At 36.8% G+C, this 26927-nt stretch carries 23 protein-coding genes; 18 read left to right on the top strand and 5 right to left on the bottom strand.

The window, feature by feature from the left end; genetic code table 11:
* Positions 1 to 202 precede the first annotated feature (202 nt).
* Entirely contained in the window at positions 203 to 1375 is a 1173-nt protein-coding gene (purT, locus tag AC2JBO_RS24975; protein WP_496956333.1) for a formate-dependent phosphoribosylglycinamide formyltransferase, read from the top strand.
* Between the two features lie 275 nt (positions 1376 to 1650).
* Here purT and crtH read toward each other — a convergent pair whose 3' ends face one another.
* Positions 1651 to 3162 (bottom strand): carotenoid isomerase, encoded by a 1512-nt coding sequence (gene crtH / locus AC2JBO_RS24970; RefSeq protein ID WP_496956332.1) that lies wholly within the window; start codon positions 3160 to 3162, stop codon positions 1651 to 1653.
* A gap of 415 nt (positions 3163 to 3577) precedes the next feature.
* On the opposite strand from crtH, the gene upp reads away from it, so the two are divergent.
* The 3 genes from upp (at position 3578) to AC2JBO_RS24955 (ending at position 5089) form a co-directional block, all read left to right on the top strand.
* Positions 3578 to 4228 carry a uracil phosphoribosyltransferase gene (upp, locus tag AC2JBO_RS24965; protein ID WP_496956331.1) on the top strand — a complete coding sequence of 217 codons (651 nt, stop codon included), beginning with the start codon at positions 3578 to 3580 and terminating at the stop codon, positions 4226 to 4228.
* Positions 4229 to 4309: 81 nt separating this feature from the next.
* Positions 4310 to 4651: a ssl2009 family thylakoid membrane protein gene (locus tag AC2JBO_RS24960; protein WP_496956330.1), complete on the top strand. Its 342-nt coding sequence runs from the start codon at positions 4310 to 4312 to the stop codon at positions 4649 to 4651.
* 162 nt (positions 4652 to 4813) lie between these two features.
* Positions 4814 to 5089, top strand: coding sequence for a YggT family protein (locus AC2JBO_RS24955; protein WP_496956335.1), 276 nt, complete (start codon positions 4814 to 4816; stop codon positions 5087 to 5089).
* 193 nt (positions 5090 to 5282) lie between these two features.
* Here the strand turns inward: AC2JBO_RS24955 and AC2JBO_RS24950 are convergent, their stop codons facing one another.
* Complete coding sequence (locus AC2JBO_RS24950; RefSeq protein WP_496956329.1) at positions 5283 to 5714, bottom strand: biotin carboxylase; 432 nt, start codon at positions 5712 to 5714, stop codon at positions 5283 to 5285.
* A gap of 140 nt (positions 5715 to 5854) precedes the next feature.
* Here AC2JBO_RS24950 and AC2JBO_RS24945 point away from each other — a divergent pair, with 140 nt between their 5' ends.
* The 9 genes from AC2JBO_RS24945 (at position 5855) to AC2JBO_RS24905 (ending at position 14655) form a co-directional block, all read left to right on the top strand.
* Positions 5855 to 6451, top strand: a complete 597-nt coding sequence (locus AC2JBO_RS24945; protein WP_496956328.1) for a hypothetical protein — start codon at positions 5855 to 5857, stop codon at positions 6449 to 6451.
* Positions 6452 to 7138: 687 nt separating this feature from the next.
* Positions 7139 to 7318: a helix-turn-helix transcriptional regulator gene (locus AC2JBO_RS24940; RefSeq protein ID WP_496956327.1), complete on the top strand. Its 180-nt coding sequence runs from the start codon at positions 7139 to 7141 to the stop codon at positions 7316 to 7318.
* A 47-nt stretch (positions 7319 to 7365) separates the two neighbouring features.
* Positions 7366 to 8274, top strand: coding sequence for a DNA cytosine methyltransferase (locus AC2JBO_RS24935; protein ID WP_496956326.1), 909 nt, complete (start codon positions 7366 to 7368; stop codon positions 8272 to 8274).
* Between the two features lie 17 nt (positions 8275 to 8291).
* The gene (locus AC2JBO_RS24930) at positions 8292 to 8546 is read left to right on the top strand and encodes a DNA cytosine methyltransferase (protein WP_496956325.1); all 255 of its coding nucleotides are present in this window, start codon (positions 8292 to 8294) and stop codon (positions 8544 to 8546) included.
* Positions 8547 to 8667: 121 nt separating this feature from the next.
* Entirely contained in the window at positions 8668 to 8811 is a 144-nt protein-coding gene (locus tag AC2JBO_RS24925) for a hypothetical protein (protein WP_496956324.1), read from the top strand.
* 622 nt (positions 8812 to 9433) lie between these two features.
* Positions 9434 to 10261 (top strand): hypothetical protein, encoded by an 828-nt coding sequence (locus AC2JBO_RS24920; RefSeq protein WP_496956323.1) that lies wholly within the window; start codon positions 9434 to 9436, stop codon positions 10259 to 10261.
* A 43-nt stretch (positions 10262 to 10304) separates the two neighbouring features.
* Positions 10305 to 11717 (top strand): hypothetical protein, encoded by a 1413-nt coding sequence (locus AC2JBO_RS24915; RefSeq protein ID WP_496956322.1) that lies wholly within the window; start codon positions 10305 to 10307, stop codon positions 11715 to 11717.
* A gap of 2 nt (positions 11718 to 11719) precedes the next feature.
* A complete protein-coding gene (locus tag AC2JBO_RS24910; RefSeq protein WP_496956321.1) occupies positions 11720 to 13579 on the top strand; it encodes a pentapeptide repeat-containing protein in 1860 nt (619 codons plus the stop codon).
* 146 nt (positions 13580 to 13725) lie between these two features.
* Positions 13726 to 14655 carry a toll/interleukin-1 receptor domain-containing protein gene (locus AC2JBO_RS24905; protein ID WP_496956320.1) on the top strand — a complete coding sequence of 310 codons (930 nt, stop codon included), beginning with the start codon at positions 13726 to 13728 and terminating at the stop codon, positions 14653 to 14655.
* Between the two features lie 96 nt (positions 14656 to 14751).
* Here the strand turns inward: AC2JBO_RS24905 and AC2JBO_RS24900 are convergent, their stop codons facing one another.
* Both AC2JBO_RS24900 and AC2JBO_RS24895 read right to left on the bottom strand, forming a co-directional pair.
* On the bottom strand, positions 14752 to 15087 hold the full coding sequence (locus AC2JBO_RS24900) for a XisI protein (protein ID WP_496956319.1): 336 nt from the start codon (positions 15085 to 15087) through the stop codon (positions 14752 to 14754).
* Positions 15088 to 15475: 388 nt separating this feature from the next.
* Positions 15476 to 16690, bottom strand: coding sequence for a SulP family inorganic anion transporter (locus AC2JBO_RS24895; protein WP_496956318.1), 1215 nt, complete (start codon positions 16688 to 16690; stop codon positions 15476 to 15478).
* Positions 16691 to 17016: 326 nt separating this feature from the next.
* On the opposite strand from AC2JBO_RS24895, the gene AC2JBO_RS24890 reads away from it, so the two are divergent.
* Both AC2JBO_RS24890 and AC2JBO_RS24885 read left to right on the top strand, forming a co-directional pair.
* Positions 17017 to 17877, top strand: a complete 861-nt coding sequence (locus AC2JBO_RS24890) for an isocitrate lyase/PEP mutase family protein (protein ID WP_496956317.1) — start codon at positions 17017 to 17019, stop codon at positions 17875 to 17877.
* Positions 17878 to 18035: 158 nt separating this feature from the next.
* The gene (locus AC2JBO_RS24885) at positions 18036 to 20414 is read left to right on the top strand and encodes an ATP-binding cassette domain-containing protein (RefSeq protein ID WP_496956316.1); all 2379 of its coding nucleotides are present in this window, start codon (positions 18036 to 18038) and stop codon (positions 20412 to 20414) included.
* 172 nt (positions 20415 to 20586) lie between these two features.
* Here the strand turns inward: AC2JBO_RS24885 and AC2JBO_RS24880 are convergent, their stop codons facing one another.
* Positions 20587 to 25125, bottom strand: coding sequence for an nSTAND1 domain-containing NTPase (locus tag AC2JBO_RS24880; RefSeq protein ID WP_496956315.1), 4539 nt, complete (start codon positions 25123 to 25125; stop codon positions 20587 to 20589).
* Between the two features lie 532 nt (positions 25126 to 25657).
* On the opposite strand from AC2JBO_RS24880, the gene AC2JBO_RS24875 reads away from it, so the two are divergent.
* From AC2JBO_RS24875 to AC2JBO_RS24865, 3 genes are read left to right on the top strand one after another with little or no spacing between them, the layout of a single operon-like run.
* Complete coding sequence (locus AC2JBO_RS24875) at positions 25658 to 26383, top strand: DUF6088 family protein (RefSeq protein WP_496956314.1); 726 nt, start codon at positions 25658 to 25660, stop codon at positions 26381 to 26383.
* Positions 26380 to 26568 (top strand): hypothetical protein, encoded by a 189-nt coding sequence (locus AC2JBO_RS24870; RefSeq protein WP_496956313.1) that lies wholly within the window; start codon positions 26380 to 26382, stop codon positions 26566 to 26568. The genes AC2JBO_RS24875 and AC2JBO_RS24870 overlap by 4 nt, the downstream gene beginning before the upstream one ends.
* Positions 26516 to 26767: a type II toxin-antitoxin system HigB family toxin gene (locus AC2JBO_RS24865; RefSeq protein ID WP_496956334.1), complete on the top strand. Its 252-nt coding sequence runs from the start codon at positions 26516 to 26518 to the stop codon at positions 26765 to 26767. Before AC2JBO_RS24870 ends, AC2JBO_RS24865 begins: the two co-directional genes overlap by 53 nt.
* Positions 26768 to 26927 lie beyond the last annotated feature (160 nt).

The following is a 26927-nucleotide window of genomic DNA, read 5'->3' as shown; positions in this document are numbered from 1 at the left end:
TACTGTCACAATTATTGTTTGGTGCGTGACGCTACAAGTCTTATAACTCCGTTGAAGTTTTTTCGTAGCGTCACACACCCTACGCTTTATATGTACCAGTTTCGTAAGTCCTAGTTATGTTGTGTAAATAATCATATATATTTTGTGTAGCAACGCGCGTTGTATTGATTTAATGTTTACCTGTAAAAATATAGTAGCGCGAATGAATACTTCGATTAAGTTGCCCAAAAAGTTGATGTTACTTGGTTCTGGAGAACTGGGAAAAGAGTTTGTCATTGCTGCCCAAAGACTTGGTAATTATATAATAGCCGTTGACCGCTATGAGTCGGCGCCTGCGATGCAAGTGGCTGATGCTTATGAAGTTATATCAATGTTGAGTGGGGATGATTTGGAAGCGGTTGTTAATAAGCACAAACCTGATTTTATTATTCCAGAAATTGAGGCGATTAGAACTGAGAAATTACTTGAATTTGAACAGCGTGGAATTACGGTTATTCCTACAGCCGCAGCAACAAATTACACCATGAATCGCGATAGAATACGCGAACTTGCTCATACAAAGTTAGGTGTGAGAACAGCAAAATATGCTTATGCTTCAACGTTAGAAGAGTTGATTACAGTATCTGATACTATTGGGTTTCCTAATGTTGTTAAACCTGTAATGTCATCTTCTGGTAAAGGACAATCGGTTGTCAATGATAAAAGTGATGTTGAGAAAGCTTGGAACTATGCTATTGCTGGTTCGCGCGGTGATAGTCAAAAGATAATTGTTGAAGAGTTTATCAACTTTGAAATTGAAATTACTTTACTTACCATTAAACAATGGCAGGCGCCTACTATTTACTGTATGCCCATTGGTCATCGTCAAGAACGCGGTGACTATCAGGAGTCCTGGCAACCTGCTGATATTTCAGAGGATAAAATCAAAGCAGCGCAAGAAATAGCGAAAAAAGTGACTGACGAACTCGGTGGCGCCGGAATTTTTGGGGTCGAGTTTTTTATTACCAAAGACGAAGTAATCTTCTCTGAACTCTCGCCACGTCCCCATGATACAGGTATGGTGACGCTGATTTCACAAAACCTCAACGAGTTTGAATTGCATCTGCGCGCGGTTCTTGGTTTACCAATTCCAAATATAGAACAACTTGGAGCATCTGCTAGCGCTGTAATACTAGCATCTGAACAGTCTGAATCTATCAGCTTTGAACACGTTGCCGAAGCTTTGGCAGAAAAAGACGTAGATATCAAACTTTTTGGCAAACCAACAGCACATCCTTATCGCCGTATGGGAGTTGCTCTAGCCAAAGCTACTTCTATTCATTTAGCGCGCGCAAAAGCGATGAAAGCTGCTAGCCAAGTCAAAATTGTAACCTAAAATTATAACTCATTAAGAGCTGTATAAAGGGTGTCCATAGGGAAATTACCTGCAATATGTTTCAGTGGGCAAACTTCTTGTCAGTAATTGCCCTGACACCTGTAACAATTGGGAACACACTAAACACCGTATATCTGCTTACAATAAAGCAGCATATATAATATAGCATTATATTCGTATCATTTGTAATAAAGTTTTGATGAAATATTTGACTTGTCATCTATCTAAATAAGTATTTATTACTAAAAAATTGCGGAAAATAAATGTTACAGCGCTTATCCCAATCCTAAATCTACAGCAATACGGTGCGCGCAGGCAAATCCAGAAAAAGCGACGGCATTTAAACCTTGACCTGGAAAAGTGCTATCTCCTACACAGTAAAGTCCTGGTACTGCAGTACGATTAAATGGCATTCCTAATAATCCTAGTAATTTGCGACGTGGAATTGGGCCATACGTACCATCTGAACGTCCTAAAAAACGGCGATGCGTGCGTGGTGTGCCAATTTCCAAATAATCTAACCCTGCTTCGAGTCCGGGAAATATTTTCTCTAATCTTTGAATTATGCGAGTTGCAGCTGCTTCCTTGCTTTGATTGTACTCAGTTGGTGGTAAGTTATCCCAGTCATTAAACCAATGTGGGGTAAAAGCATGAACTATATGATAACCCTGTGGCGCCAAGTCTGGATCAAGTAAAGTGGGTATCGAGACAAAAATAGTTTCTTCAGGGTCAGCCATTTTTTCCCAATTTTCCAACAAAATGTGATGACACTCGGTATTAGAAGCCAAAACGGATGCTGATACTCCCATGTGTAAACTCAAAAAACTAGGAGATTTTTGATATTTTTGTTGCCATTTTTTTTCATTTAATGGTATTTCTTTGGAAGTAAGTAGGTTGCCGAAGGTATCCCAACGAGTCGCTCCCGAGACTATTCGACGTGCATAATGAACATCACCGTTTGCCAGCTTTACACCAATAGCACGCGAATTTTCAACCAAGATTTTTGTAACGCGTGCTTGATAGATAATCTTTCCACCAGCTTTTTCTAAACCTTCCACAAGCTTTCGAGCAATTTCTCCAACACCACCTTTAGGATAATTAACTCCTCCATAATGCCTGTCAGAAAATACCATTCCTGCGTTAATCATCGGTGTCATATTTGCTGGTACAACCGACCAACAGTAACACTCCATATCTATAAATCTCAGTAGCTCTGGGTCTGAAATATGCTTTCGGGCAATATCTCCAACATTTACAGGCAAATACCTTGCCAAACCTAAGCATGACTTTGGACGCTGCAAAAACGTTCGTAGCAAGTAGCGAGGTTCTTCCAAAGACAGCAGTTCCATGCTATTGAGATAATTAAATACCTTCCAACACTCATCATAAAAACGGCGAATACCTGAGCGTTCGTGAGGAAAATAAGCCGTAATACTTTCTAAAAATGTTTGATAATCTCTATCTACCTTCAGGTCTAACTTATTTGGTAAATGATAGTGAATTTGTACTTTGTCAGGAATAGTTTCAATGCTAACATTTACGGCATCAAGCGCGCGGGTAAGTAAATTAGTAGTTCCTTGTTTTCCAAAGCCAAAAATCATTGAGGCGCCAACATCAAACTTATATCCGTTACGTTCAAAATAGCCAGCGCTTCCACCAGGTATTAAATAGCGTTCCAAAACAAGTACTGATGCGCCTTTTGCTGCTAGTTGAGTGGCTGTTACAAGGGCGCCGATACCAGAACCAATGATGATGACATCTTTAGGGGCGCCGTTTGTATAGGACATAAAACACTCTCTCAAATCATGAAAAGCAACTATAACTTGTAAGGTGCGTTACGCCACAAGTTCTGCGCTTCGTTTCAAAACTGTTGGTAGCGTAACACACCCTACGCTTCGTTTCAGAATTGTTGGTGGCGTACACACCGTACAAAAAAAGAGGGACGAGCCTGCTTCTTGCTGACCAATCCCGTCTGCCGTTCCTTAAAGAGAGGAGAACACTTAACAGACAATATAGCCTTGATTGAGAAAATATGTCAACTATAAATGAAATTAATTTTCAATAAACTGATTGGTGTTACTTTTGTCTGTTACGAACACACTGTAGGGAGTATGGTAAAACTATGATGTAAGTCAGTTTTATATATACTGTGTCTTATAAAATTTAGTCTTACACAATGAGGAGGCGCGCTGTTTTCTAGCTATGACGTTACAATTACGTGTTTACGTCCCACCCCACCCACTAATCAAACATTGGTTAGCAGTAGCTCGCGATGCTTCTACACCTTCAGTGTTATTTCGGAGTGCAATGACCGAATTAGGTCGTTGGTTGACTTATGAAGCAGCACGTGAGTGGTTGCCAACGCAAGATACAACAGTACAAACTCCGCTCTCGACATCATCTGCGACTTTTGTAGACCCAGAAATACCGATAGCTGTGGTTCCGATATTGCGGGCAGGTTTAGGGCTGTTGGAAGGAGCGCAAACTTTATTACCGCTTGCGTCGATTTATCATCTTGGTTTAGTGCGTGATGAAGAAACACTCGAACCTTTATGCTATTTGAATAAGTTGCCAGAAAAATTTAATCCTCAAACGCGAGTATTAATTACTGACCCAATGTTAGCGACAGGTGGGTCAATAATGGCAGCAATGGCAGAATTAACACATCGGGGTGTAGACCCAGCTTTAACGCGAATCGTTAGCGTAGTAGCTGCTCCACCAGCCCTGCAAAAGCTTAGTAATGCATATCCTGGTTTAATAATTTACACAGCATGTATTGATGAGGGTGTAAACAATAAAGGATTTATTGTTCCCGGTCTAGGAGATGCAGGCGACCGTATCTTTGGGACTTAAGCTAACATGCAGCTAGGGCAAAAAGTGACTATCGCGCTCAAGTGAGCAGTCGCAGTGTAATGTTACGGCGGTAAAGAGATTATGAGTCAACGTGATGGTTTTGCCGGTGGTTTTTTCGCTGGAGCAATTTTTGGTAGTGTTGTTGGTGGTGTTATTGGCGCGCTGGTAGTGTCACGGCGCGACGAGCTACCCTCTGAAGAAATTCAGCAACTTACCTCAACCGCTGAGGCAAAGAAAAAGCAAGCCGCGCGTCGTCAAATTAAATTGAGCGATGCTGAAAGCATGGAAACTGCTAGACGGTCGCTCGAAGATAAAATTGCCCAACTTAATGCCACTATCGACGAAGTAAGGCAGCAGTTGGGAAATGTTAATGGCGCCTCCAGTACTCAAGACACAGAATTAGGGCAAGGAGAAAGGGCGTAAAAAAAGTTAATAGTACAGACGTGATTAATCACGTCTGTACAGGAGTTAGGAGTGGCGAATAACTAGCGCTGCTCTGATCAATACTGATGAGGTCGTTTACAATCGATTACAGGAATATCTATTCAAACATTGCAGGAAAACAAGCCATCCATGAGTTCTTCAATTGCATTACTCACTCAAACACTGTTAGTGTTTATCCAAATATATAGCTACTTACTGATTTTCCGGGTTCTTTTAACCTGGTTTCCATCTGTAAATTGGTATAATCAGCCTTTTGCGGCGTTGAGTCAAGTTACTGACCCCTACCTAAATTTATTCCGTTCAATCATTCCTCCAATTGGTGGAATGGATTTCTCGCCAATTTTAGCCTTCGTGCTGCTTAATGTTGTCAGTGGTTTAATCGCTAGTTTGGCTTCAACTGCTGCGGGTGCTTTTTAGTCCGTGTTCTAAATATATGAAGGTGTTTTTTATACCTTTAAAATCTAAATCACGTACAAATTGCAGGTAATTTACATGCAATTACCGACTTTAAGGCCGCATTTAAATAGAGATGCATTTAAATGGAGACGCATTTAAATGCGTCTCTACAAAAAATTGATTTGTTTGTTGAATAACAATTCGCGCTCGGATTCTATTTACGTACTTGGGCGCCGAACCCAGCAGCTTTAAACTGTTTGAGTTTTAGTGGTTCGGGTTGATTAGCAGCTACCGTAATTCTAAGTTCAAAATTACTAACGCCAGGTGGAACTTCTGGGATAGCACCAAGACGAGTTCTGTTTTGCATTACAGGGTCATTATTCGCATCGTAAATACGCCCAAAAATATCCGCATCATAGACATATTTGTTCGTAGCGTTTTCTGCTTTGCCAGTGACTAAAAAGCAGTTTGCCGCTCTAGTCACACCACCGCTTGTTACAGCACCTTCTCCGATTTCGGGAGGGCACTTTTGGTAATCAACATCAAATAGCCGTATTTGTGTTAGTGCCATCGCTTCTGGAGTCGATAGCCATGAAAGGGCTGTAAATGCACAGGTAACAAAAATAGCGGCAAGCAAACGCAACATAAAGGACACCATAAATAAATCTAACCATAGGTAAATTTTACCTGCAAGCCGACTCCTGAAATTTATTCCTTTGGTGTTGGATACTACTGTTACACTTTTGTAATATTTAGTAGAATCATAACTCTAACAACTATTAAATTATGACACCAGATGAGATAGAGTCAGCCCTTAAGTCAGCTTTCAGCCGCTGTGATGCTTCGGGTGTGCCACTGTGCCATCAACAGAAGCAAATCTTACTTGAAGTGGCGCAGGCTTTTCAGGAATCTCATCTGGATGGTTTTGATGACAACCCGCTCAAAGAACTATCTCAAGAAGAATTGCAAGCGTTATTAAGCTTTATTGAAACTCAACAAGCTAGAAATGTATCTTGGAAAGTTTTATTGCTCAACGACTGGTTACACGGAAAAGATTCTGGCGCCATACACTTTCTTCGTCAGCGCTACGGTGTACAATGGTTGAACCGATTACAACCGCACCATTTTGATGCTCTCGAAGTTGCAGATGCATTGAAATTGAAAGTGGGTGATCACATTGAAGTTTGCAACGCACTCTGGGAATGGGTACAAGATAACGGTCCATGTCAACGCGAATGGCATACATGTACTGTAATTTATGTCGATGAAACCACTAATACAGAAGACTCATTCGGTGGTTGTATTGTCCGCTTCCACAACGGCGCCGAATATCATATCGGTGGTATCTATGATTGGAACCGATGCAATTGGCGATGGAGATAACTTTGGCAACGGATGATAAACAGATGTAACGGATGGTTAATTTCAACTATGTATCTTGCATACGAACCTTTTTCAATGCCGTCGATAATTGACGTAAACGCTCACTGACTTCTAAATTGGCTCTTCCGTACAAAGCGCGTGCTAAATCTGTTAAGAAAATAGCTTTTAACCCTTGCTATGCTTATCTTACAGCCATTATTGGCTTTATAAAAATAAAATTACTGGAATTTCAACTATAAGTGCCTGTAAGCCTTGATTATAAAGGATAATTATCGATTTTAATTAAAATTTAGCACGCTATGTACGGAAGAACCAAAAATGTATCATCCTCAACTAGTTCCAACTCAAACAAGTCTCTTAACTGTTCGAGAGTGATTGTTTCGGCTGGGATGGTACTGGTCATAGGTTTCTTCAATAACTCTACACTTAAGGTATATTTTATCGCTTCTTCTGTATCATCAAGAAGTATCAATACGGGAGCAGGCTATTATTGTGAAGTCAGTTGAATTAGTTACAGGTGCCGATAGTGAGCGCAATGGGAACAGGTGAAGCAGGTTTTTATAACATTTAATAAAAATTTGACAAACTTTTACAAACTGCTTAAAACGATTGTATCATTAAATCTATAATACAAATATTAGGAATTTACCCTATTTACTGATTTTGGTCGTAGCATAATGAATAGTTATGGGTTTTCCAGTTGAAACTATTAATGGGATTATTTGGGGAACCGAACAAATTACGCTAAAAACTGCAAGTGAACTTTCACAAGCGCTGGGTACTTCTCCTGAGTTCTGGACAAACCTTGAAGCAAAATATCAACTTCACTTGGCATCTAAGGAAAAAGCTGAACTACTCGACCGTTAATCATAGAATTATAATTTGAATCAATTGTTTTATAGATTGCTATTATTGTGAAGTCAATCGAGTTATTTACAGGTGCCGGTGGTTTAGCATTAGGGGCAGCCCAAGCGGGTTTTCATCATCAAGCACTAGAATATGACAAGCATAGTTGTAACACCATTAGCTCAAATCAACAGCGTGGTATTGCGTTGATTAGTGATTATCAGATGAATGTCGCGGACTTCGATTTTTCTGTTGTCAGTGAAAAAATAGATTTATTAGCTGGGGAACCACCTTGTCAGCCATTTTCGATAGGTGGAAAGCATAGTGCTTATTTAGACAAGAGGGATATGTTCCCTGAGTTTTTTCGTGCTTTACGCCAATTACGTCCTAAAGCGTTTGTTATAGAGAATGTACGTGGATTACTACGTCAAAACTTTACTGAGTATTTTAAGTATATAATTCTGCAACTGACTTATCCAGAGATTTTGCCGAAGTCTGATCAATCATGGTTTGAACATCTAAAACAACTTGAGCATCACGACAGCACTAGTAAAAATTCAGGACTTGCATATAACGTTAGCTATAAGCTAATAAACGCACCAGACTACGGAGTACCCCAAAAACGGGAGCGTGTATTTATTGTCGGTTTTAGATCAGATATAGATAATAATTGGTCTTTTCCTGAACCAACACATACCGAAGAAGCTTTGATATGGCAAAAATGGGTAACTGGTGAATATTGGGAGCGTCACCAAATAGACAAAACCAGGTGCCCAGAAGTACCTGAAAAAATTCGTACACATTTGCAACAAAGAGGCGCCAACCTTTTTGGAAGTGTTACTGCTCCTTGGCATACAGTAAGGGATGCTATTTTCGACTTGCCATCACCTGAGAATAATGAAGCGGCTAGAAAAATTTTAAATCACGTTTATAACCCAGGCGCCAGAACTTACCTGGACATACAGGTAGTCCGTTAGATGAGCCAGCCAAAACATTGAAAGCTGGTGTACATGGAGTACCAGGTGGTGAAAATATGCTAGCTTTACCGGATGGACAAGTTCGTTACTTCACAGTGAGAGAAGCAGCAAGACTACAAACTTTTCCTGACGAGTATTATTTTCCAAATGCTTGGGGGGAGTCAATGCGTCAAATTGGTAATGCTGTAGCTGTAAAGCTAGCGTATATTATTGCCAGCAGCATTTACAAGCATTTGCAGAAAATAAACTCTAGTAAGAAAATATACTGTTAACAGGTAAAAAGTGAACTTTGTCATGCTGAGGAACGAAGCATCTTGAAGATTTACGTTTGTTTGAAAAGTTTAGTTTTAAACCGTTTGTAGTATAATAAGTGCTGTTTAGTTATAATTATTGATGCCACTAGAAGTTTTTCAGGTGCCCGCAACACTACGAGAGCAATTGATCGAGTTTCAAGCTAGACAGCAATGCTATCCTCTCACGGAACTTGAGCAACTTAAAGAAGAATTAGCTGGTTACGTAGATATTAGTATAAATTAGTAGCATAACATACTGGCGTTTTTATAAATATGTTTACGTTTTGATACACGGTAAGCGATACTACTTTGACTTGCCATCACCTTAGAATCATGAAACAGCAGAAAAATTATCAACCATGCTTATAGCGGTTCTTAGTCACATGAGGTACAAATCAAAATAATAGATTTCTTGTGGAGCGGGCATAGAAAGCCCGCCCTTGTGTACTTCATTAGAACGGGAACCGCTATATAACCAAGGTCGCATAATTTATCTGGAACACAAAGGTAGTCTATTAGATGAACCATAAACAATACTGAAAGCAGGTGTAAATAGAGTAATAGATAGTGTAAGTATGTTGACTTTAGCAGATAGGCAAGTTTATTATCTCACATGTGATTGATATCACAAAAATTACTATATACAGATCACAAGTAATGTGAGCCATACATCACGACACAATTCTAATAACAAGTTTACATTTATTAAAAATTAGTCTAAAAATATATACGTAAGTACATTCAAAAAATGGTTATAATAGCAATAGCGAATACAATAGAGATACTTAGGCTGTAACGATGCGATTAAAATGCATGTTTGTTAGCTTAATAGTTTACGTTTAAATTTTGAACACAACTATTATTTAATGAAAAAAATATATTTTTCTATAGGAATCATTGCAATCCTTTGCATGTCCAGTATTTTGTTGACATCTTGTAAGGAAGAGTGTGAAGTTCAAACAGATGCTGTTCAAAAAGAAAGTGTCCAACTAAATGACTCAGTATATAACCGTATCTTTGGAAGTAAAAGTTGCTCTCCTGACAAATTAGTATTGAGGATTCCTGTTAATGTAACACCAGTGAATCAAAATGAAAATATAGAAAAGCGACAATATACACCAGCAATTACAACTTTAATTAGATTTTCTAGTGTTAATAAAAATTTTGACATTGTTAGAATAGATGAGTATAATAATGCTTGGAGATATACAAAAAAAGAAACTTGTTTAGCCTGGAAATGGTCTAATAATGACAAACGCAAGATATTGTATTTAAGTTTAGATAGGAACTTACAGATTCGTGATACTAATATCAAAAGCGTTATTTTTATAGTTTCATTACCACTTGAAATTAAAGAAAATCGAGTTAATACTATTCTAAAACGTTATGTTTGGGATAAGGATAACTCAAAAGCAGGAGCAATACATAATATAAAAATGCAAAAAGATTATCCAAATTTAAAAAATATATTAAAACAAAGAGAAAGAGGAGCATCAAAAGATAATTATGTATTCAAAGAGGGAAATTTAGTAGATAGCGAAACTTTAGTAGATTTGGAAAACCTACAAAAATTAGGTGGAGTGTATCTCGAAGATGATTTTGTATCCTTAATTAACGAAAAATATAAAGCAGCTTACCATGATACTTCAGAATCTCCGGCTTGTGAAATACCTTTAGATTTAAAACAATCGTAAAATTATTTCTTGTCAGACAAAATCTGCTAGTTTAAGGATAAATATGACTAACAATGAAATCTCTAAGCACAAAAATGAAGGAGATTACGAAAAACATATTGAGAATGCACAATATCGTGAACAACTAGAACATTGGTATCGAAAAGAAAAATCACTTAGGCGTAGAATAATTTGGATATGCTTATTTTTTTTGTGTCTTTCTAGCTTTGGGCAATTTGCCATATTAGATTATTCTTTTGGAGAAAGGCTTGGATTAATAGATAGTGACAAAGTATTGGGAATTTCAATTAAAGTATTACTAAGTTTACTAGTAACAGCGGCTTTACCTATTACAACATTATTAGACGAATCAGGAATTTTAGGAGAAAGAATAAAAATATCTTTATTTGGCATCAAATTTTCTCCGATTTTATGGATTGTGCTGCCAGGTGATATTCTACTTACTTTTCAAGCAGTATTAGCAGGAAACCAGAATGCTAAAAATCCAGATACTCTTCTCCCAACTATTAGTTTTGTCTTAGCGGCTATTTTCTCAACTTTTGCTTTTTATTTAAGCAAAGGTATAGTAGCTGCTTTAAAAAAATATATGTTGGCACGCAAAAACTTACAAATAATACAAATATATGGAATTAACCCAATACCTTTATATAAAGATGTTGAACAAATTAAGTTAATTGAAGAAAATGAAGCTTCAAAAAGAGAAGCAGAAGAACTAAGGAAAACAATTGAAGAAGAACGAATACAGTATCAACAAAATCTTGATTCTCAACAAACACAACACCAAGATAAATTTATTTCTCTGGAAGCTGAACATAATAAGCAATTAGAGAAAAATAATAGTGAAATTCAAAAGTATAAAGATAAATTAGATGAATTGAGTCAATTGAAAACAACCTTTAACAAGGTAAGTAAACCAATTCGTGATTTAGTTAGTCAAGGTAAAAAGATATTTGAAGATTTTTCTGGTCTTGACGAATCTATTAAAAACTTTAATTTTCCCAAAATTGAAATTCCTCCAACTGTGGATGTAACAAGCGTCGAAAAACCCACTTATTACTGGAGATGGCAAAACTCTAATGGTTTGTGGAAAGATTTAGAGCTACCATCCGAATTATCTCCTATTGGTTATAGTTTATTGAGCGGAATGGAAGAGCAAAATTTGCCAGTACCTCATATACAAAATTATGCACCAAGAGAAGGCTTATCTAAATGTTTAGTTTTAGTATTTAATAATTATGGGCTGATTGTTTACTGTCGAGATGAGCAATATAGGAAAGAAGGTCAACAATGGGATATTGAAGCCGAAGGAGCTTTTCAAAGAAAAATTGCTGATTTCCAATTACAAAGCTACTACACATTGGTACTAAATGCTCAAGAGATTATGAGTAATCAGATGAATGTATTAGAGCAAATCAAAGATTTAATTACTAGTCGAATAGAGCAGGAGTCTAATTAATAATGAAAATAAGTATTTCTGTAAAATGTAAGAAGACAAATAACATTTACACGCATCCATTTGAATTTAACCTCAATTTTAAATTTAGGGGTAAAATATGCAGCTTCATACTTTATGGAGATTTAATTAATAATCCTGAATTTGCGTTAATTTATTATACATTACCAAAACCTTCAATACCTAAAGGTTTGAGACAATGGGTTTTTATAGATATATCTTGGTCAGAGCAAGATGGTTTTGAATTCACTAGTTACAGCGACCCAGAAATTATTACTTCCCTTAATGGTAATGTAGGTTCACTTCAAGGTATAGATAAAATAAATATTAATAATGGTTTAATTGGTATCAGTTTTAAAGCAGAGGTAAATCAATCAGACTTAGCTAATAACGACCCAAAACTATTTTTAGAAAAATGTAGCTTATTTGGTATCCAAGTTACAGATATTGAATTTAAAGACATAAAAAATTTATACAAACTTTATTGTCCTAATAGTCATTTATATAATGTAACATTTAGTAATTCTGATTTAGAATTTGCTGATTTTACAAATTCAAAAGTAAGTCATGTAGAATTTATTAATTCTAATTTAAAAAACTCTAATTTTAGTAAGTGCCAATTTTGCTTTAAAGTTGAATTTTCAAAATCAATTTTAATAGAATCAATTTTTGATTATTGTAAAGTTGAATATAATAAATCAAGAATTGAAAATGAAGAAATTCTGTTGTTTTCAAATAAGTCTGATTTAACGGGTTCTCGTTTTTTTATGTCAACTATTTGTTGTAAATTTGAAAATGTTGATTTATCAAAAGCTAATTTTTTAGAAGCAAAACTTGTTGCTTCTAAATTTAATGGTTGTATACTTAACGAAACCATATTTACTAAATCACTGTTTGCTTCATTTGACATAGCAGCTAGTAAGAATCAAAAGCAAAATTCAAACAACAAAAAATTGATTACTTGTTGTATATTACCATTATATAATAAAAATAAATTACCTGTAATAAAGGGAGATATTATTAATTGTAAGTTTGATAGTGCATCTATGACTTATATTGACATGAGCGACAATAAAATTCTAGATACAGATTTTGAAAATGCCAATTTATCTCGTTCAAAACTTCATAATTGTGAATTTATTAGAACACAATTTCATGGTAAAAAATTAAATGCAGCAGACTTGTCATATGCTGATACTTCTTTTAGTATTTTTAAAGAATCGTGTAATTTAAACGCAGTTAAATTCTACCGCGCTAGAATGATAGAAACTAAAATAGAAAAATCAGAATTGATAAAAACTAATTTTTTATATGCGTGTTTAAGAAGTAGCTATATTTTGGATAGTAATTTGACTGGGGCTGATTTTAGATATGCAGATTTAACGCTAATGAGTTTAGATAAATGTTACATTAATTGTGCTAAATTTTTCCAAACTCAAAGGGGAGGACTACAATTAAAAATTAAAGTTACAGTTAATAATGAAAGTGAAAATAAGACTGATAAAATAAAAATTTATGATAGCGGTTGTTATTTTGAATGCATAGACTGGAGTCCAAAAGGTGATGGAGAAATTCAAATCGATAAAAATTCTTTCTTAAGCATAGTTAATGGAGATAAATCTCCTGTAGCAGTAATATCAAATCTTTCAAAGGAAGGAGCACAATTTATATTAAATACCTATGCTTCCGCTACTGCAAAAAATGCAGGAGATGACTATAATGATGCTTCAGTAAATATTGGAGGTGATGTGAATGAGAGCGAAGTAGAAGCAGGAGTAATTGAAAATGATGAAATGATTACACAAAGTGAAGACGATAATCAAGAAAGTGACGATGTTTCTCCAATCGAGGAAATCCAAGAGTAGTTTTTTTTAAGTATATAGAATTCAGATTCTATTTTTCAAGTCAAGCTGGCTAAAAGCTTATTATCAGTGTTTGATTTTTAAATTACTTAGTAATAGTAAAATTAAACTGTTATAAGTATTAATTTTTCTCAAATAGTAGATAAATTATGAATAAAAATGATGCATCCGTGAGGATTGGTGGTAATGTCAATAACTCAAATATTAGAGGAGGAAAAATTTCTATTCACCAGAACGTAGTATATACAAAAAATGACAAATCTGTTTCTACAGATAAAGACGTTAGTAATTCTTCTAAAGTTGAAGATAAAATCATTAAAGTTTGCGAGGATAGAAATATGAAAGTATTTATGAGCCATAGTAGCCTTGACAAAATATTTGTTGAGCGTTTAGCTACAGATTTACGTACTCGTGCCAGTATTGACGCTTGGTTAGATAAATGGGAAATTCTTCCTGGCGAAAGGATACCTCAAAAGTTAGAAGAGGGTCTTTCTGATGCAGGTATTTTTGTCCTTGTTCTCTCACCAAATAGCTTCAATTCGCAGTGGGTTAGCTACGAGAAAGATGCATGGTTGACTGCACAAATTGATGAGGAGGTATGTGCAAGACGAGAGTCACGTACTCCTAACAGACGCTTGATACCCGTTCTTTATCAAAACTGTGAAAAGCCTTTTTTTTTAAAATCATTTCTGCACGTTAGTATTGATGACGAAAACTATGAGAAAGGTTTTCAAGAACTGATTAGAGGTATTCGAGGTGAGTCCATCAAACCTCCTCTAGGTAGTAGTAGTATTTCTACACCTGTTAAATCATTACCAATATCAAACTTCTCAGCAGGTGTTGCGCCAAGAAAGCTAGCTTTAAATTTGCTTAAAAGCCTTCTACACTCTCAGTTTGAGGAAGTAATCTTTAATTACGAAGTAGACGAAGCCCACTTGCGGACTGGTGTCACACAAGCTCAAAAAGCTACTGATGTTATTAAATATGCTGCTCAGAAAGAAGGAGATTCTCTTTCCGAACTGCTAAATGAAATATATTCAGTCGTGCCACATTTACATAACAATAGCAATTCTAAATGAATCGTACACAATTGTGTGATTGTAGAGACGCGAAATTTCGTGTCTCTACAATCTTTTCACCCTTACTCCAGGCATCCCGTTGCGTTCAAACTAGTTTTAACCCACCGCATATTCTGTAAACTGACGTTTAAACGGAGAATGAAAACCAATTACAATATCTTGCTTGGGAACGCCCATATTTACCAGGTCTTCTGTCACTTCGTTTTCTGTACCATTATGTTGTATCCAGATTTTGCTATCTTTGATATCTAAGTGAAGAAAACAGCCATATATCCGTCGGTCATTTCTCCAGCCAACATTAAGCAGTTGATAATGGTGTCGCTCCGTATCAAAGACGAACTGAGTTTCGATCTCTGGGTCTGAAGCTCTAAAACTGGCATACTCCTGTAATAGCTGTTGAATTATTTTTTGATATTGAATTATTTTATCCATTGAACAATCACCTCTAATTTTGCGTTATAAACTATTAATTTTAGTCCATAGCTTCTGATTGCACAATGCTAGCAACTGTCCAATACTTAATTCGTTATTAATTACTAAGCTACTACCAAACCAAAGTAATCCTACACTACCAATACCTGATACTAATCGTGAGAATGTGCTGTTGATACCACTACGGCGCCCAGTGGGTTGTAACTAACCACTATTTCCATCCTTTTTTAGGCTATGAAAGGGCTTGCGACATTTGGGAGTTATATCCCTAATGTCATTATAAAGCAAGGTGTGAAGTATCGTGTGAAGCTTCAACAACGAAAAAACCGCCCCAATTAAGTAATAGGGACGGAAAATATTCTGTGCAGAACGTTAAAAACTTGTTGTACTAGGCGCCTCTACGCTTCACCCACTTCAACCCTATCAAACCGCTAACTACCAAACCCACTACAACCCCCTTTGCCAAATCATGAGTCCAGAGAGCAAATACCATAGTTATGGGCATAATCACAGCTTGCGAAGGCGCCAGTTCACGAAGTAATTTCAAAGATTTCCAGTCAAAAGTTTCAAAAGCCACCATCATCATCACACCAACCAAAGCAGCTATTGGTATTTTGACGACAATATCCTTAAGTACAAATATCAAAACTAATAAAAATGCTCCAGATATAAAAGTAGACAACCTACTGCGTCCACCACAGCGATTATTGATAATTGATTGTCCGACCATACCGCAACCAGCCATACCACCAAAAAACCCAGTGATGATATTAGCTATCCCTTGTCCAGAAGCTTCACGGTTTTTAGAACTCTTTGTTTGGGTTGTTTCATCGATCAAATCTGCTGTTAATAAAGACTCTAACAGCCTAACGATTGCTAAAGGTATTGAATAAGGCAGTATAATGGACAACGTTTGTAATGATAACTCAACGTGGGGCAAATGTAGCGATGGTAACTGGTTATTAATTGTACCAATATCACCAACACGACGAACATCGGCGCCAGTTGATATTGCGATTACTGTCATCACCACAATAGCAACTAAAGGTGATGGAATAGCTTTAGTAAAGCGCGGTAGTAAATATACAATTAAGAGTGTACCTGCCACCATAAAGTACATAGGTAGTGGTTCACCAGCAAACTGTGCAATTTGAGCAATAAAAATTAGAATAGCAAGAGCATTAACAAATCCGGCTATAACTGTTTTGGGAATCAAACTAAAAAATCTTCCTAGCTTACAAACACCCATCAAAAACTGAATAATACCTGTTAGTATAGTTGCCGCAAATAAATATTCCAGACCATATTTTTCTACCAGCGTTGTCATTAACAGCGACATCGAACCTGTTGCCGCTGATATCATTGCTGGGCGCCCACCAAATATAGATATACTGATTGCAATACAAAATGATGTATACAAAGCAACCATTGGCGGAACTTTTGCTATTGCGGCAAAAGCAAGTGATTCAGGTATCAGCGCTAATGCAACAGTTATTCCTGCTAACACTTCGGTTTTAACATTACTTAATTCAATATTTTGATATTTTAATGTTAACCGTGTTAGCTCGGTATTTACTATTTTTACCCGCTCTTTTAATGACACCACTATGTAATCCTGCCTTCACGCAATTAAGAAAAGTTGCACCAGTCGATGAAGAAACCAGGTTTCTTGGAAGTTATATTAGCACCGTTATGCAAACGGCAATTCATTGAACTAGATAAAATCCGTAACTTTTATCAATAATTCACTATTTACGCGCAATATGTAAATCTTTGATAAATACTTTCAAAATTAAAGCAAACATGACAAAAAGACTACAGAAAAAAATTATCAGTAATGACATATACATGATTATGGTGCCGAATGCTACCAAATTCATGTATCCTCTAACATGTATTCTCTAATCAGATAATTTATTGAGCGTTGTAATGTCCAAAACTCAACATCTACGTCAGTTACTCGCGCGCAGAGAAATTCTAGTTATTCCCGGTATTTACGACTGTTTAGGCGCCAAACTTGCCGAGCAGTCAGGGTTTGACGTTGCTGCAACAAGTGGTTTTGGTATTGCTGCATCTACACTTGGTTTACCTGACTATGGTTTTATGACCGCTACTGAAATATTATACAGTGTAAGTAAAATTGCTCAGTCTGTAAATATTCCTATCATCGCTGATATGGATACAGGTTATGGCAACGCTTTAAATGTAATGCGAACTGTAAAAGATGCAGTACAGGCAGGTTTAGCAGGTGTAATTTTAGAAGACCAAGAATTCCCAAAAAAATGCGGGCACTTTGAAGGGAAGCGCGTTATTCCTACAGTTGAACACGTTGATAAAATTAAGGCAGCAGTTCAAGCGCGCGGTGATAGTGGTTTAGTAATTATTGCCCGTACAGACGCGCGTGCTGTGTTGGGTTTAGATGAAGCAATACAACGAGGACGTGCTTACATTAACGCAGGTGCTGATGTACTGTTTGTTGAGGCGCCGCAGTCAGTAGAGGAATTACAAGTTATTGCAGCAGCGTTTCCAAATATACCGCTTGTGGCAAATGTAATTGAAGGTGGGAAAACTCCTCAACTTTCAGCAAAAGAGTTAGAAGAGATGGGTTTTAAAATTGTCTTTTTTGCACTTTCAACGTTACTTGCTGCAACTAAGGTGATGAAAGCTTGTTTGCAAGAGTTGAAAGAAAAGGGGACGACGGCAGGTTTTACAGAGATGGTCAATTTTAGTGAGTTTAAAGAGATTATAGAGGTTGCTAAGTATTTGGAGATGGAAAAGCAGTTCCCGTAGGATAGGCATCTTGCCTGTCCTACAAATATATGGACAGGCGAGACGCCTATCCTACGTGTTCTTTTTATGACTGCAAAATCTCTCAAAAAGCCTTATATTTTGATAAAAACGAGTCATGTTACAGCCAATAATTATTTTGTATCGAAGCGAATTAACCTATGGGCAACAACAAAATAAATACAGAAGCATTTGACACACTGCTTGATACTCCTTATATAGAACTAATCGCTAAAGATAAATCAATACTCTTGCATCTTACCAAAGAACGGCATTTGATAGGACGCGATGGCGCCACTGCGGATTTAGTAGTTCCTACAGAGTGGACGGTGGTAGGTCGTACTCAGGCCGTTATTCGTAAAGAAAATAGCGATTACCGGATTTATGATGGTGATGGTACAAAACCCAGTACAAACGGCTTGTATTTTAATCACACTCGTATTACTCCAGAAACAGGGTATTCACTTAGAAACGGCGCCGAACTAAAGATTGGTCAAAATCCAGAAAACTTTGTATTACTAAAATATTATCGCCCTGGACAAGTAGCAGTAGCAACGCATCAACAAAAGTCAGTATCTCTAAAAAATGGCTTGGTTACAGTGGGAAGAGATGGAAATTCAACGTTAGTTCTAGACGCTCCAACAGTTTCTCGATGTCATGCCAAAATCACAAAGTCGCAGTCAGGTTACGTACTCGAAGATTGTAGCGCAAATGGTGTGTATGTAGACGCGCAAAGAATTAGTGGTAGTGTTGTACTCTCACAAAACACTAATATTCGTATTGGCCCATATACTCTGACATTAGTTGGTGATGAACTTCAAATAGCTGACCAAGGTAATCAAATTCGGATTGATGCTTGCGATTTAGTTTTGGAAACTAAAGGTAAACGGCGCATTGATGATGTTTCTTTGGCTATTGAACCCGGACAGTTAGTCGCTTTGGTTGGTGGTAGCGGCGCCGGAAAATCTACGATGATGCGAACCTTACTTGGAACTGAACAACCAACAAAAGGGGTAGTGTATTTAAATGGCGAGAATTTGCGAACTAACTTTAATATTTATCGCACACAAATCGGTTATGTCCCTCAAGATGATATTATTCATCGTGAATTAACTGTTGCCGAAGTCCTAAAATATGCGGCTCAATTGCGACTACCACCAGATATTAATGTTGCTCAAGTAGTGGACAAGACATTACAAGATGTGGAAATGTCACATCGTCGTAATGCTTTAATTAGCGAACTTAGCGGTGGACAACGTAAACGAGTTAGTATTGGTGTAGAGTTACTAGCAGACCCTAAATTATTTTTCTTGGATGAACCTACATCGGGACTTGACCCAGGTTTAGACAAAAAAATGATGCAGTTGTTACGGAAATTAGCAGACCAAGGAAGGACTGTTATTTTAGTAACACACGCAACCGCGAATATTAAATTATGTGACCGTGTAGTTTTTCTTGGTCAAGGTGGCAGATTATGTTATTTTGGAACTGCGGATGATTGCTTTCGGTTTTTCAATGTCACCCAAGACTTTGCCGACATTTATAACCAGCTTGAAAAACCTGAAAATGTCGTTGACTGTGCAGAAAGATATCACAATTCGGACGATTACCGACGTTATGTTACAAATCACCTTAGTCGTGGCAATCAAAAATCGCAGTCGAAATCAGTAAATCAAAAAGCTTCCAAAATATCATTACCTAAACAATTAAGTATACTAACAAATCGTTATTTTCAAATCCAAAAACGCGACCGTGTTAATCTTATATTAGCATTACTGACGGCGCCTATTGGGATTAGTTTAATTATGGTGGCACTGGGAAAAAAAGCCCCCTTTATTATACCAAGTAACGGAGATGCAACTTTGGCGCCTCTAGCGTTGCGAGTTTTATTTGTTTTTACTTGTTCAGCTTTGTGGGTAGGTCTTTCAAGTTCACTACAAGAAATTGTCAAAGAAGCAGCGATTTATTTACGTGAAAGACTAGTAAATTTAAGTTTGTTCGCTTATATTGGTTCTAAATTGACAATTTTAAGTGTTTTAGCAGTTTTACAAACCGTATTAATTGCGTTAGTGATTTTTATCGGCTTTAAATCACCTCAACCAACGTTGATATCTTGGCATCTAGGACTAATCATTACAACATTTTTAACATTATTTACAAGTTTTAATTTAGGTTTACTCGTTTCAAGTGTAGTTAAAAACGGCAGTCAAGCAAATAGTGCCTTACCGCTTTTACTAATACCTCAAATTATATTTTCTGGTGTATTATTTAAAATGGAAGGTATTGCGAGTAAAATTTCCTGGCTGATGTTGAGTCGGTGGTCTATTGGCGCCTATGGTAGTATACTCAACGTCAATGCAATGGTTCCCCCAGCAACAAAATTACCTGATGGTAGTACAGTTCCTCAACCATTTGAAATTTCTTCTGTTTATGACCCAACTTGGGCAAACTTAAGTTTAAATTGGGGTATTTTATTACTACACTCACTAATTTATTTATGTTTAACCTGGTGGCTACAAAAGCGCAAAGATATCCTGTAGGTTAGGCGTCTCGCCTGACCTTATTTTTTTGATTTACTATGGAAATTATGAGTATTTGTATTGTTAATTATAACATCAATAGGACTTACGATGCTGTCGCAATAACTCATAAAGGTGCGTGACGCTACAAGTCTTACATCTATGTTTAAATTCCCTTATAGCGTCACGCACCCTACGATTTTTTACAAACACTTAATTGTTTTTGTTCTTCCGGATGACTATTAAAATAATCTTTGAGCCAAGTACAACCTTCATTTAATAGTTCATTCAAATCTTTAAGGCGCCATACTATTGCAGTACCGTCTTCACTCGCTGTACCTAAAAGCTTACTATCTGGACTAAAATTTACGCTTCTAACAATACCTTCATGTCCTCTCAATTCTGCTAGTTGCTTTCCAGAAGATGTCCAAAGTCTAACAGTTCGATTAGTTGAACCTGTGGCAATTAACTTACCATCTTCGCTAAAACTCATATTTTCAACCTTGCCCTGATAAGTCTTAAATGCTACCAATTTATTTCCAGAATTATCCCAAATTTTCACTGTCACATCATCACCAGAGGTAGCAAATTGTTTATTGTTGTTACCAAAATTTAGCGCATTTACTCTACCTTTATGTCCCTGACGTTCAAATATCAGTTTACCATCGTTGTTCCATAACTTGACGACGCCCTTTTCTCCACCAGTAGCAATAAATTTACCATCTGAGCTAAATCTGAAACTTCGTATTTTATCGCTGTAAGGCAGTTGCAATGGATGCATCAATTCGCTGTTAATATTATATAGCTTAAGTGTGCCATCTTTCCCAAGTGTACCAATTACCTTGACGTGGCGAAATTCTCCAAAATTAAGGCTTGTTATTCCACCCTGATAGGTATCAAGTATTCTATATAATGTCCAATTAAGTTGTCTATCAATTTTCCAAAGTTTCAGCAAACTTCCACCTGTTGCAATTAGGCGCCCATCTGGACTAAAACGGACGCTCATAACACTTCTCCCTGCATCCAACTCTCTCAAATTCCTCCCTTCGGCATCTGAAAGAATAATTTTACCATTTTCCCCAGAAGTAGCAATAAATTTACCATCTTTACTAAAGCGAATGCTGGTGACAGTAGTTTTTTCATGCCCTTTGATTTTAATGAGCGGCTTTTCTTGAATGTCCCACAATCGTATAGTACTATCCTCTTTTCCTACAGTAGCGAGTACACTTTCATCTGGGTTAAAACGAATACTTTCGATACTGCCTTGGTGAGCTTTAAATTCTTTCAAAAGCTTACCATCTAATGTCCATATTTTAAGTGTTCCATCTTTACCTGATGTAACAAGTTTTTCATCCTTTTTGCTAAAACGAACGGTTTCCGCACTCCCCTGATAAGCGCTAATGTTTTCTTTCTCTTTTCCAGACAAATTCCAAAGTCTTACTGTCCCATCTCCTCCTGCTGTAGCTATTAAATTATCATTGCTATTAAATTGCACACTGTTAACAGAACCTTTATGACCTTTAAATTCTGCTACCAATGTTCCACTCAAATCCCATAATTTTGCCGTACCATCCTCACTTGATGTTACAATTTGCTCACCCGAAGTACTAAGAATAAGGCTTTTGATACTTTTTGTATGAGCTTGGAACTTCTTTATCTCTTGCCCCGACATATTCCAAAGTCTAATTGTACCATCTTCCCCAGATGTAACAATTAGCTGTTTTTTTTCACTAAAACGCACATGGTTAACACTACCCTGATGCCCTTCAAATTTTACTAAAGGCTTTCTCGCTTTTGATAATGATTTCTTTGTATCCCACAATTTTGCCGTACCATCACTTCCTGCTGTCGCTATATATTTATCATCTGCAATAAAACGAACGCTTGTAACGGCGTAGTTTCCATGAGCGTTAAATTCTTCAGGTAAATTTTTTCCTGATAAATCCCATAGCTTTACAGTACCATTCTTTCCACCTGTTGCTATTGTTTTACCATCTTGATCAAAACTAACGCTATTTATACCATCTTGATTAGTTTCATTTTGGTTTGTTTGGCTGATGCTATCTAAAATTGTTTGCAACACAAACAACGGACTGACTGCTGGATACTTTTCGGTTGATATCTTATTTTTTATCAAGCTGAATGGTTCTTTTATTAAAGCTTGCAGTTCTTGCCCGGTTTGCATTGCTGCTAATAAAGCTTCGATTTGTACGAATTCAAACTGTTGTAAAGCTGTATAACCTGCCTGCTCTAACTTGGTCGTTCTGGCTTCTTGTTGTTGCCACACTGTCCCCAACACTAAACTTAATACCATAAATAAGCCAAAAACCACCCCAATAAAAGCACCTCTCCTTTGTAGTTTTTCTTTCTTTCGCAGTTCTAGACTTTTTTCAATGAATAACTGCTGCGGTTTACTAATTTGTTTCTGCAAGTAATCTTCTGCTACTGCTAAAGGCGCCCCCCTTAACAAAGCTCCATCATCCTTGTTACTATCTACCCATTGCTGTAACGCTAGTTTCAACCCTTCTTGCCAAGTCCGAAACTTACGGTTCTCTTGCATCCATTGTCCCAGGCGCCGCCAATGTTTAATCAGCGCTTCATGCACAAGTTCCACCGTTTGCTCCCTAGTTGGCTCATTATAATTTGTCACAACCAAACGTTCGGATGCTAAATGCGTTACCAAATTCCAATTCTCGTCTAATACATCCTCGCGCGTTCCTAACTTCCTGGTATCTTCCGTACCTTCACCAGGTTGTACTAACTGAATAAAAATCTGTTGCGCTTTTTCTTGCTGTTCAACACTCAATCTTGCATAAACCGCTTCAGCATAATTAGCTAGTGCTTGCTCAACACCTCCTATTATTTGATACGCTTTATGCGTCAACCAACCTGAGTGTTGGTGCTTCCATAATTGAGTTAGGGTAAATTCAAGCAACGGTAAACGTCCTTCTCCATCATGAATATCATTAATTATTGCTTCGCATAAACCCGACTCTAAATCAAAGCCTAACTTAGTTGCAGGAAGTGTTATCGCGCGTTTTAACTGTTCGCGGTTCATTTGTACAACAAGTTCAGGTTGATACTCTTTGAGTGCTTTGCCAAATGGTTCGTAATCGAGCAGTTTAATTAAAAAGTCTACCCTTAAAGTCAGTACTACTGTACAAAATGATGCGTTATTTATCGTGTACAACAAATTATCCAAGAACATTTTGCGTTCAGATGTGTCTGTGCAGAGAGTGAAAATTTCCTCAAATTGGTCTACAACGAGTAAAACGCGATGATTTGATGAAGACAGACGTTCAATATTATTATGTAGAGCTTGTGTATTATTATGTAACTCGGTTTCTAATTTTTGTAGGCACCAATTATTTTGGTTTCCTTCATCTAATACTAACGCCTTAGCTAAAGATTCAAAAGCATTTTTTAGAGGACGGAACGATATTATTTGCCAATGATTTGTATTACAGTTACGTAACTGAGGAATTAAACCAGCAAACACCAACGATGACTTACCACTTCCAGAGGCGCCGACTACAGCAACTAAAGGTTTTCTATTAACTGCGGATACTAACTCAGATGTTGCTTCCTCTCTACCGAAAAAGTATTGAGTATCTGTTTCCCTAAATGCAGCTAAACCTTGGTAGGGGCAAAACGAAATTATTCCTAAATTTTGCCAGGTTGGAGGTGTTTCTGTTTGATTTTGAATTATTACAGGCAGCCAGCTTGCACAAGGAAATTGTCGTTCTTGTTTTCGCAAGAGTTTACGCGCGTTTTTGATTGAACCATACAACGACTCGCCTTTTGTGAAATGTAATAAAAAATACTTTAAAAAATCCTGTGCTATTTTATCAGGAACCTGTTCACGCATTACAATAACTTGGGGAATATGTAATTGCTCTAACTCATAAGCAATACCCAAACCATCACAAGAATTAAAAAATGCTATTTGCAAGCGCTTTTTAATCGCGACTTGTAAAGCATCATTTAATTCTCCCATTGTCAAACTATCGTAACTATTTATAAAAATTCTACCAGAAGTAGAGTTATCAGTCTTTGAGTGTCCAGAGAAAAATAGAATATCCCAACCGATATTATCTTGCAGATGGTGACATAATTCTTCACGCGAAGGCTGTTCGAGCAAGACAATTTCTGCCTCACCGCAATATTTTTCTAATTCAATTCTGTCAGCATCTACATTTATTCGTGTAGTGTCACCCAGAATAATCAAAATTCTAATTTTTTCCCGTAATGGTCGCTCACCCCGTTCAGCATTTGGCGAACTTAAAGCCACTTCTGCCCGCGCGTACTTATTTATTGCGCCCCACAAATGCCAAGGAAGTTGACGCAGTTCATGGCAAGAACTACAAATAATAACTCTAATTTCATCTTGATGTTGCTTTAATTCTTTTAGACAACTGATAACAGGAATAAAATCATTTGAACTCAACCATGAATTAAAATTCTTTAATAAACTCCGTGACTTGCGTTTAAAATCTTTACTTAGCGATTCAATATTTACGCTTCTACTATTAATAGCTTTAATTCTAAAATTACCATATTGACCGCGATAGGTATTTTGCCAATCATTCAACAAAGAGATTAAAGTAGTATTTGCAGGTAATTTAGCTGTAACCGTCCGATACGCGCGTTCTCCTTCATTTGCAATTTCTAAGTTCACGTTAAATTCAGTCTCGAAGTCACCATCAAACTTAATAATTATCAACTTCTTCATAAGCAATGCTCAATTTAAAATTTTATCAGCCCAAAGATAGATTGACGTATAATTGTTTATCTGATTTGTAGTAGGGTTATTAGATTAACCCTAAACTGTAATACAAATTTAATTGCAGCTTTTATGCAAAATGAAAAAATTCCCTTAATAAAGCTTTTTAAGGGTAGTAGTCTGTGTCATTAATTCTTGTAGGTTAGGCCAAAGCGCTTGACGAACACACAGGCGAAAGTATCCACCTGCCCCCATAATGTAATAAAAAACTCAATGGGAGGAATAGATACAACCGTAAAACAAGGCGAAAATTTCGTCCAAAACAGATAAATTCTCTCCAAAATCAGCCATAAAACCTCCGAACGGTCGTTTAAATGGCATCCTTGCCCGCCCTAATATTGGGATGGGCTTATATTCCCTGTGATACAAGACTTATAGCCTTGTCATGTCCATATTAGTCAAGTTTTTTTGCAAAAAAACTTGACTAATGCCCGTTCAATCAAAAACAATGAGATTATGTCTGTATCTGAAATAGAGGCGTATGACAAAGCTTAAAACAGTAGCTGAAACAGTTCGTAAAAAAATTGAGGCAACGGAAGAGGGATATTGGGCATACGCTGACTTTTCTGCCTTGCCTACTACTGCCGTAAGCAAAGCACTTTCACGCATGGCGAATTCAGGAATGCTCGAAAGAGTAAGTAAAGGCATTTATTATCGTCCACGCCAAACTAAGTTCGGTAAAAGTCACCCATCACAAGCTGAAATCCAAAAATTAGCAACAAAACATCAATTAATTGATAATCTACATCCGTCAGGAATAAGCGCTGCTAATTTATTAGGATTTACAACTCAAAACGTAATACATGGAGAATTTGCTACATCCGCTGGCAGCGCTCCACGTAAAATTATCGGCTATAAAGCCAAGTTACATACCCGTAGACCATCTACATGGGACAATTTGTCTAATATTGATGCTTCATTATTGGATTTTTTGAGAAATAAAGGTAAATTTTGTGATTTATCTCCCGACAATACAAAGCGTCTGTTGCTTAAATATTTTCGAGAAGAATCGCGTTTTGAGAGGATTTTAGAAGTTGCATTAAATGAACCTCCAAGGGTTAGAGCAATGCTAGGCGCCATTGGGCAAGAACTACGTAAAAGTAAAAGTAAATTAAAAATACTTAAGGATAGTTTAAATCCTATCTCTCGTTTTGATTTTGGCGCCTTGTGTAATCTTCGCTATGCAAGGGAGTGGCAATCTAAATGATGCTTTTTGAAAGTCCCGATTTTGAAGACGCTATTAAAGCTGCCCAAAATCATTTTAAGAATCTAGGTTTAACTGAGCAGTTTATTGAAAAAGACTATTATGTGACTGAGGCATTACGAATTGTAGCACGTCATTTCCGGTTTACGAGCGTGGAAGAAGCTTGTAAAAGCGCAAGAATGGAATAGTTTCGCTGATGTAAAAGCTACTTCTCTTTTTAAACCCGACCAAGTAAAAAACTTCGTTGTGTTTAATATTGGAGGAAATCAATATAGGTTAATAACCTACATAGACTATAAAAATCAAATAATATTTATTCGTCACTTCTTAACTCATGCTGAATACGATGAAGAAAAATGGAAAGATGACGAATGGTTTGATAGTTAACATTATTTAAAACATTATTTTAGTCCGAACTAAGATTGTTGACTTACCAATCGAGCGTAAAAAACAACACTTGTATCACTACAATGATAAAATGCAAAACGAAAACACCAGTTACACCAACTTACTCATATCCTTCCCCCCGCGCCCCATAAAATCTGAA

The sequence above is a fragment of the Calothrix sp. CBUCES-K 9914 genome (assembly GCF_059640475.1).
This window is presented reverse-complemented; position numbering and strand designations above follow the sequence as displayed.

Coding starts and splice junctions, on each gene's coding strand:
- purT (WP_496956333.1), top strand. CDS start 203: ATGAATACTTCGATTAAGTTGCCCAAAAAGTTGATGTTACTTGGTTCT.
- crtH (WP_496956332.1), bottom strand. CDS start 3,162: ATGTCCTATACAAACGGCGCCCCTAAAGATGTCATCATCATTGGTTCT.
- upp (WP_496956331.1), top strand. CDS start 3,578: ATGACGTTACAATTACGTGTTTACGTCCCACCCCACCCACTAATCAAA.
- AC2JBO_RS24960 (WP_496956330.1), top strand. CDS start 4,310: ATGAGTCAACGTGATGGTTTTGCCGGTGGTTTTTTCGCTGGAGCAATT.
- AC2JBO_RS24950 (WP_496956329.1), bottom strand. CDS start 5,714: ATGTTGCGTTTGCTTGCCGCTATTTTTGTTACCTGTGCATTTACAGCC.
- AC2JBO_RS24945 (WP_496956328.1), top strand. CDS start 5,855: ATGACACCAGATGAGATAGAGTCAGCCCTTAAGTCAGCTTTCAGCCGC.
- AC2JBO_RS24940 (WP_496956327.1), top strand. CDS start 7,139: ATGGGTTTTCCAGTTGAAACTATTAATGGGATTATTTGGGGAACCGAA.
- AC2JBO_RS24925 (WP_496956324.1), top strand. CDS start 8,668: ATGCCACTAGAAGTTTTTCAGGTGCCCGCAACACTACGAGAGCAATTG.
- AC2JBO_RS24920 (WP_496956323.1), top strand. CDS start 9,434: ATGAAAAAAATATATTTTTCTATAGGAATCATTGCAATCCTTTGCATG.
- AC2JBO_RS24915 (WP_496956322.1), top strand. CDS start 10,305: ATGACTAACAATGAAATCTCTAAGCACAAAAATGAAGGAGATTACGAA.
- AC2JBO_RS24910 (WP_496956321.1), top strand. CDS start 11,720: ATGAAAATAAGTATTTCTGTAAAATGTAAGAAGACAAATAACATTTAC.
- AC2JBO_RS24905 (WP_496956320.1), top strand. CDS start 13,726: ATGAATAAAAATGATGCATCCGTGAGGATTGGTGGTAATGTCAATAAC.
- AC2JBO_RS24900 (WP_496956319.1), bottom strand. CDS start 15,087: ATGGATAAAATAATTCAATATCAAAAAATAATTCAACAGCTATTACAG.
- AC2JBO_RS24890 (WP_496956317.1), top strand. CDS start 17,017: ATGTCCAAAACTCAACATCTACGTCAGTTACTCGCGCGCAGAGAAATT.
- AC2JBO_RS24885 (WP_496956316.1), top strand. CDS start 18,036: ATGGGCAACAACAAAATAAATACAGAAGCATTTGACACACTGCTTGAT.
- AC2JBO_RS24880 (WP_496956315.1), bottom strand. CDS start 25,125: ATGAAGAAGTTGATAATTATTAAGTTTGATGGTGACTTCGAGACTGAA.
- AC2JBO_RS24875 (WP_496956314.1), top strand. CDS start 25,658: ATGACAAAGCTTAAAACAGTAGCTGAAACAGTTCGTAAAAAAATTGAG.
- AC2JBO_RS24870 (WP_496956313.1), top strand. CDS start 26,380: ATGATGCTTTTTGAAAGTCCCGATTTTGAAGACGCTATTAAAGCTGCC.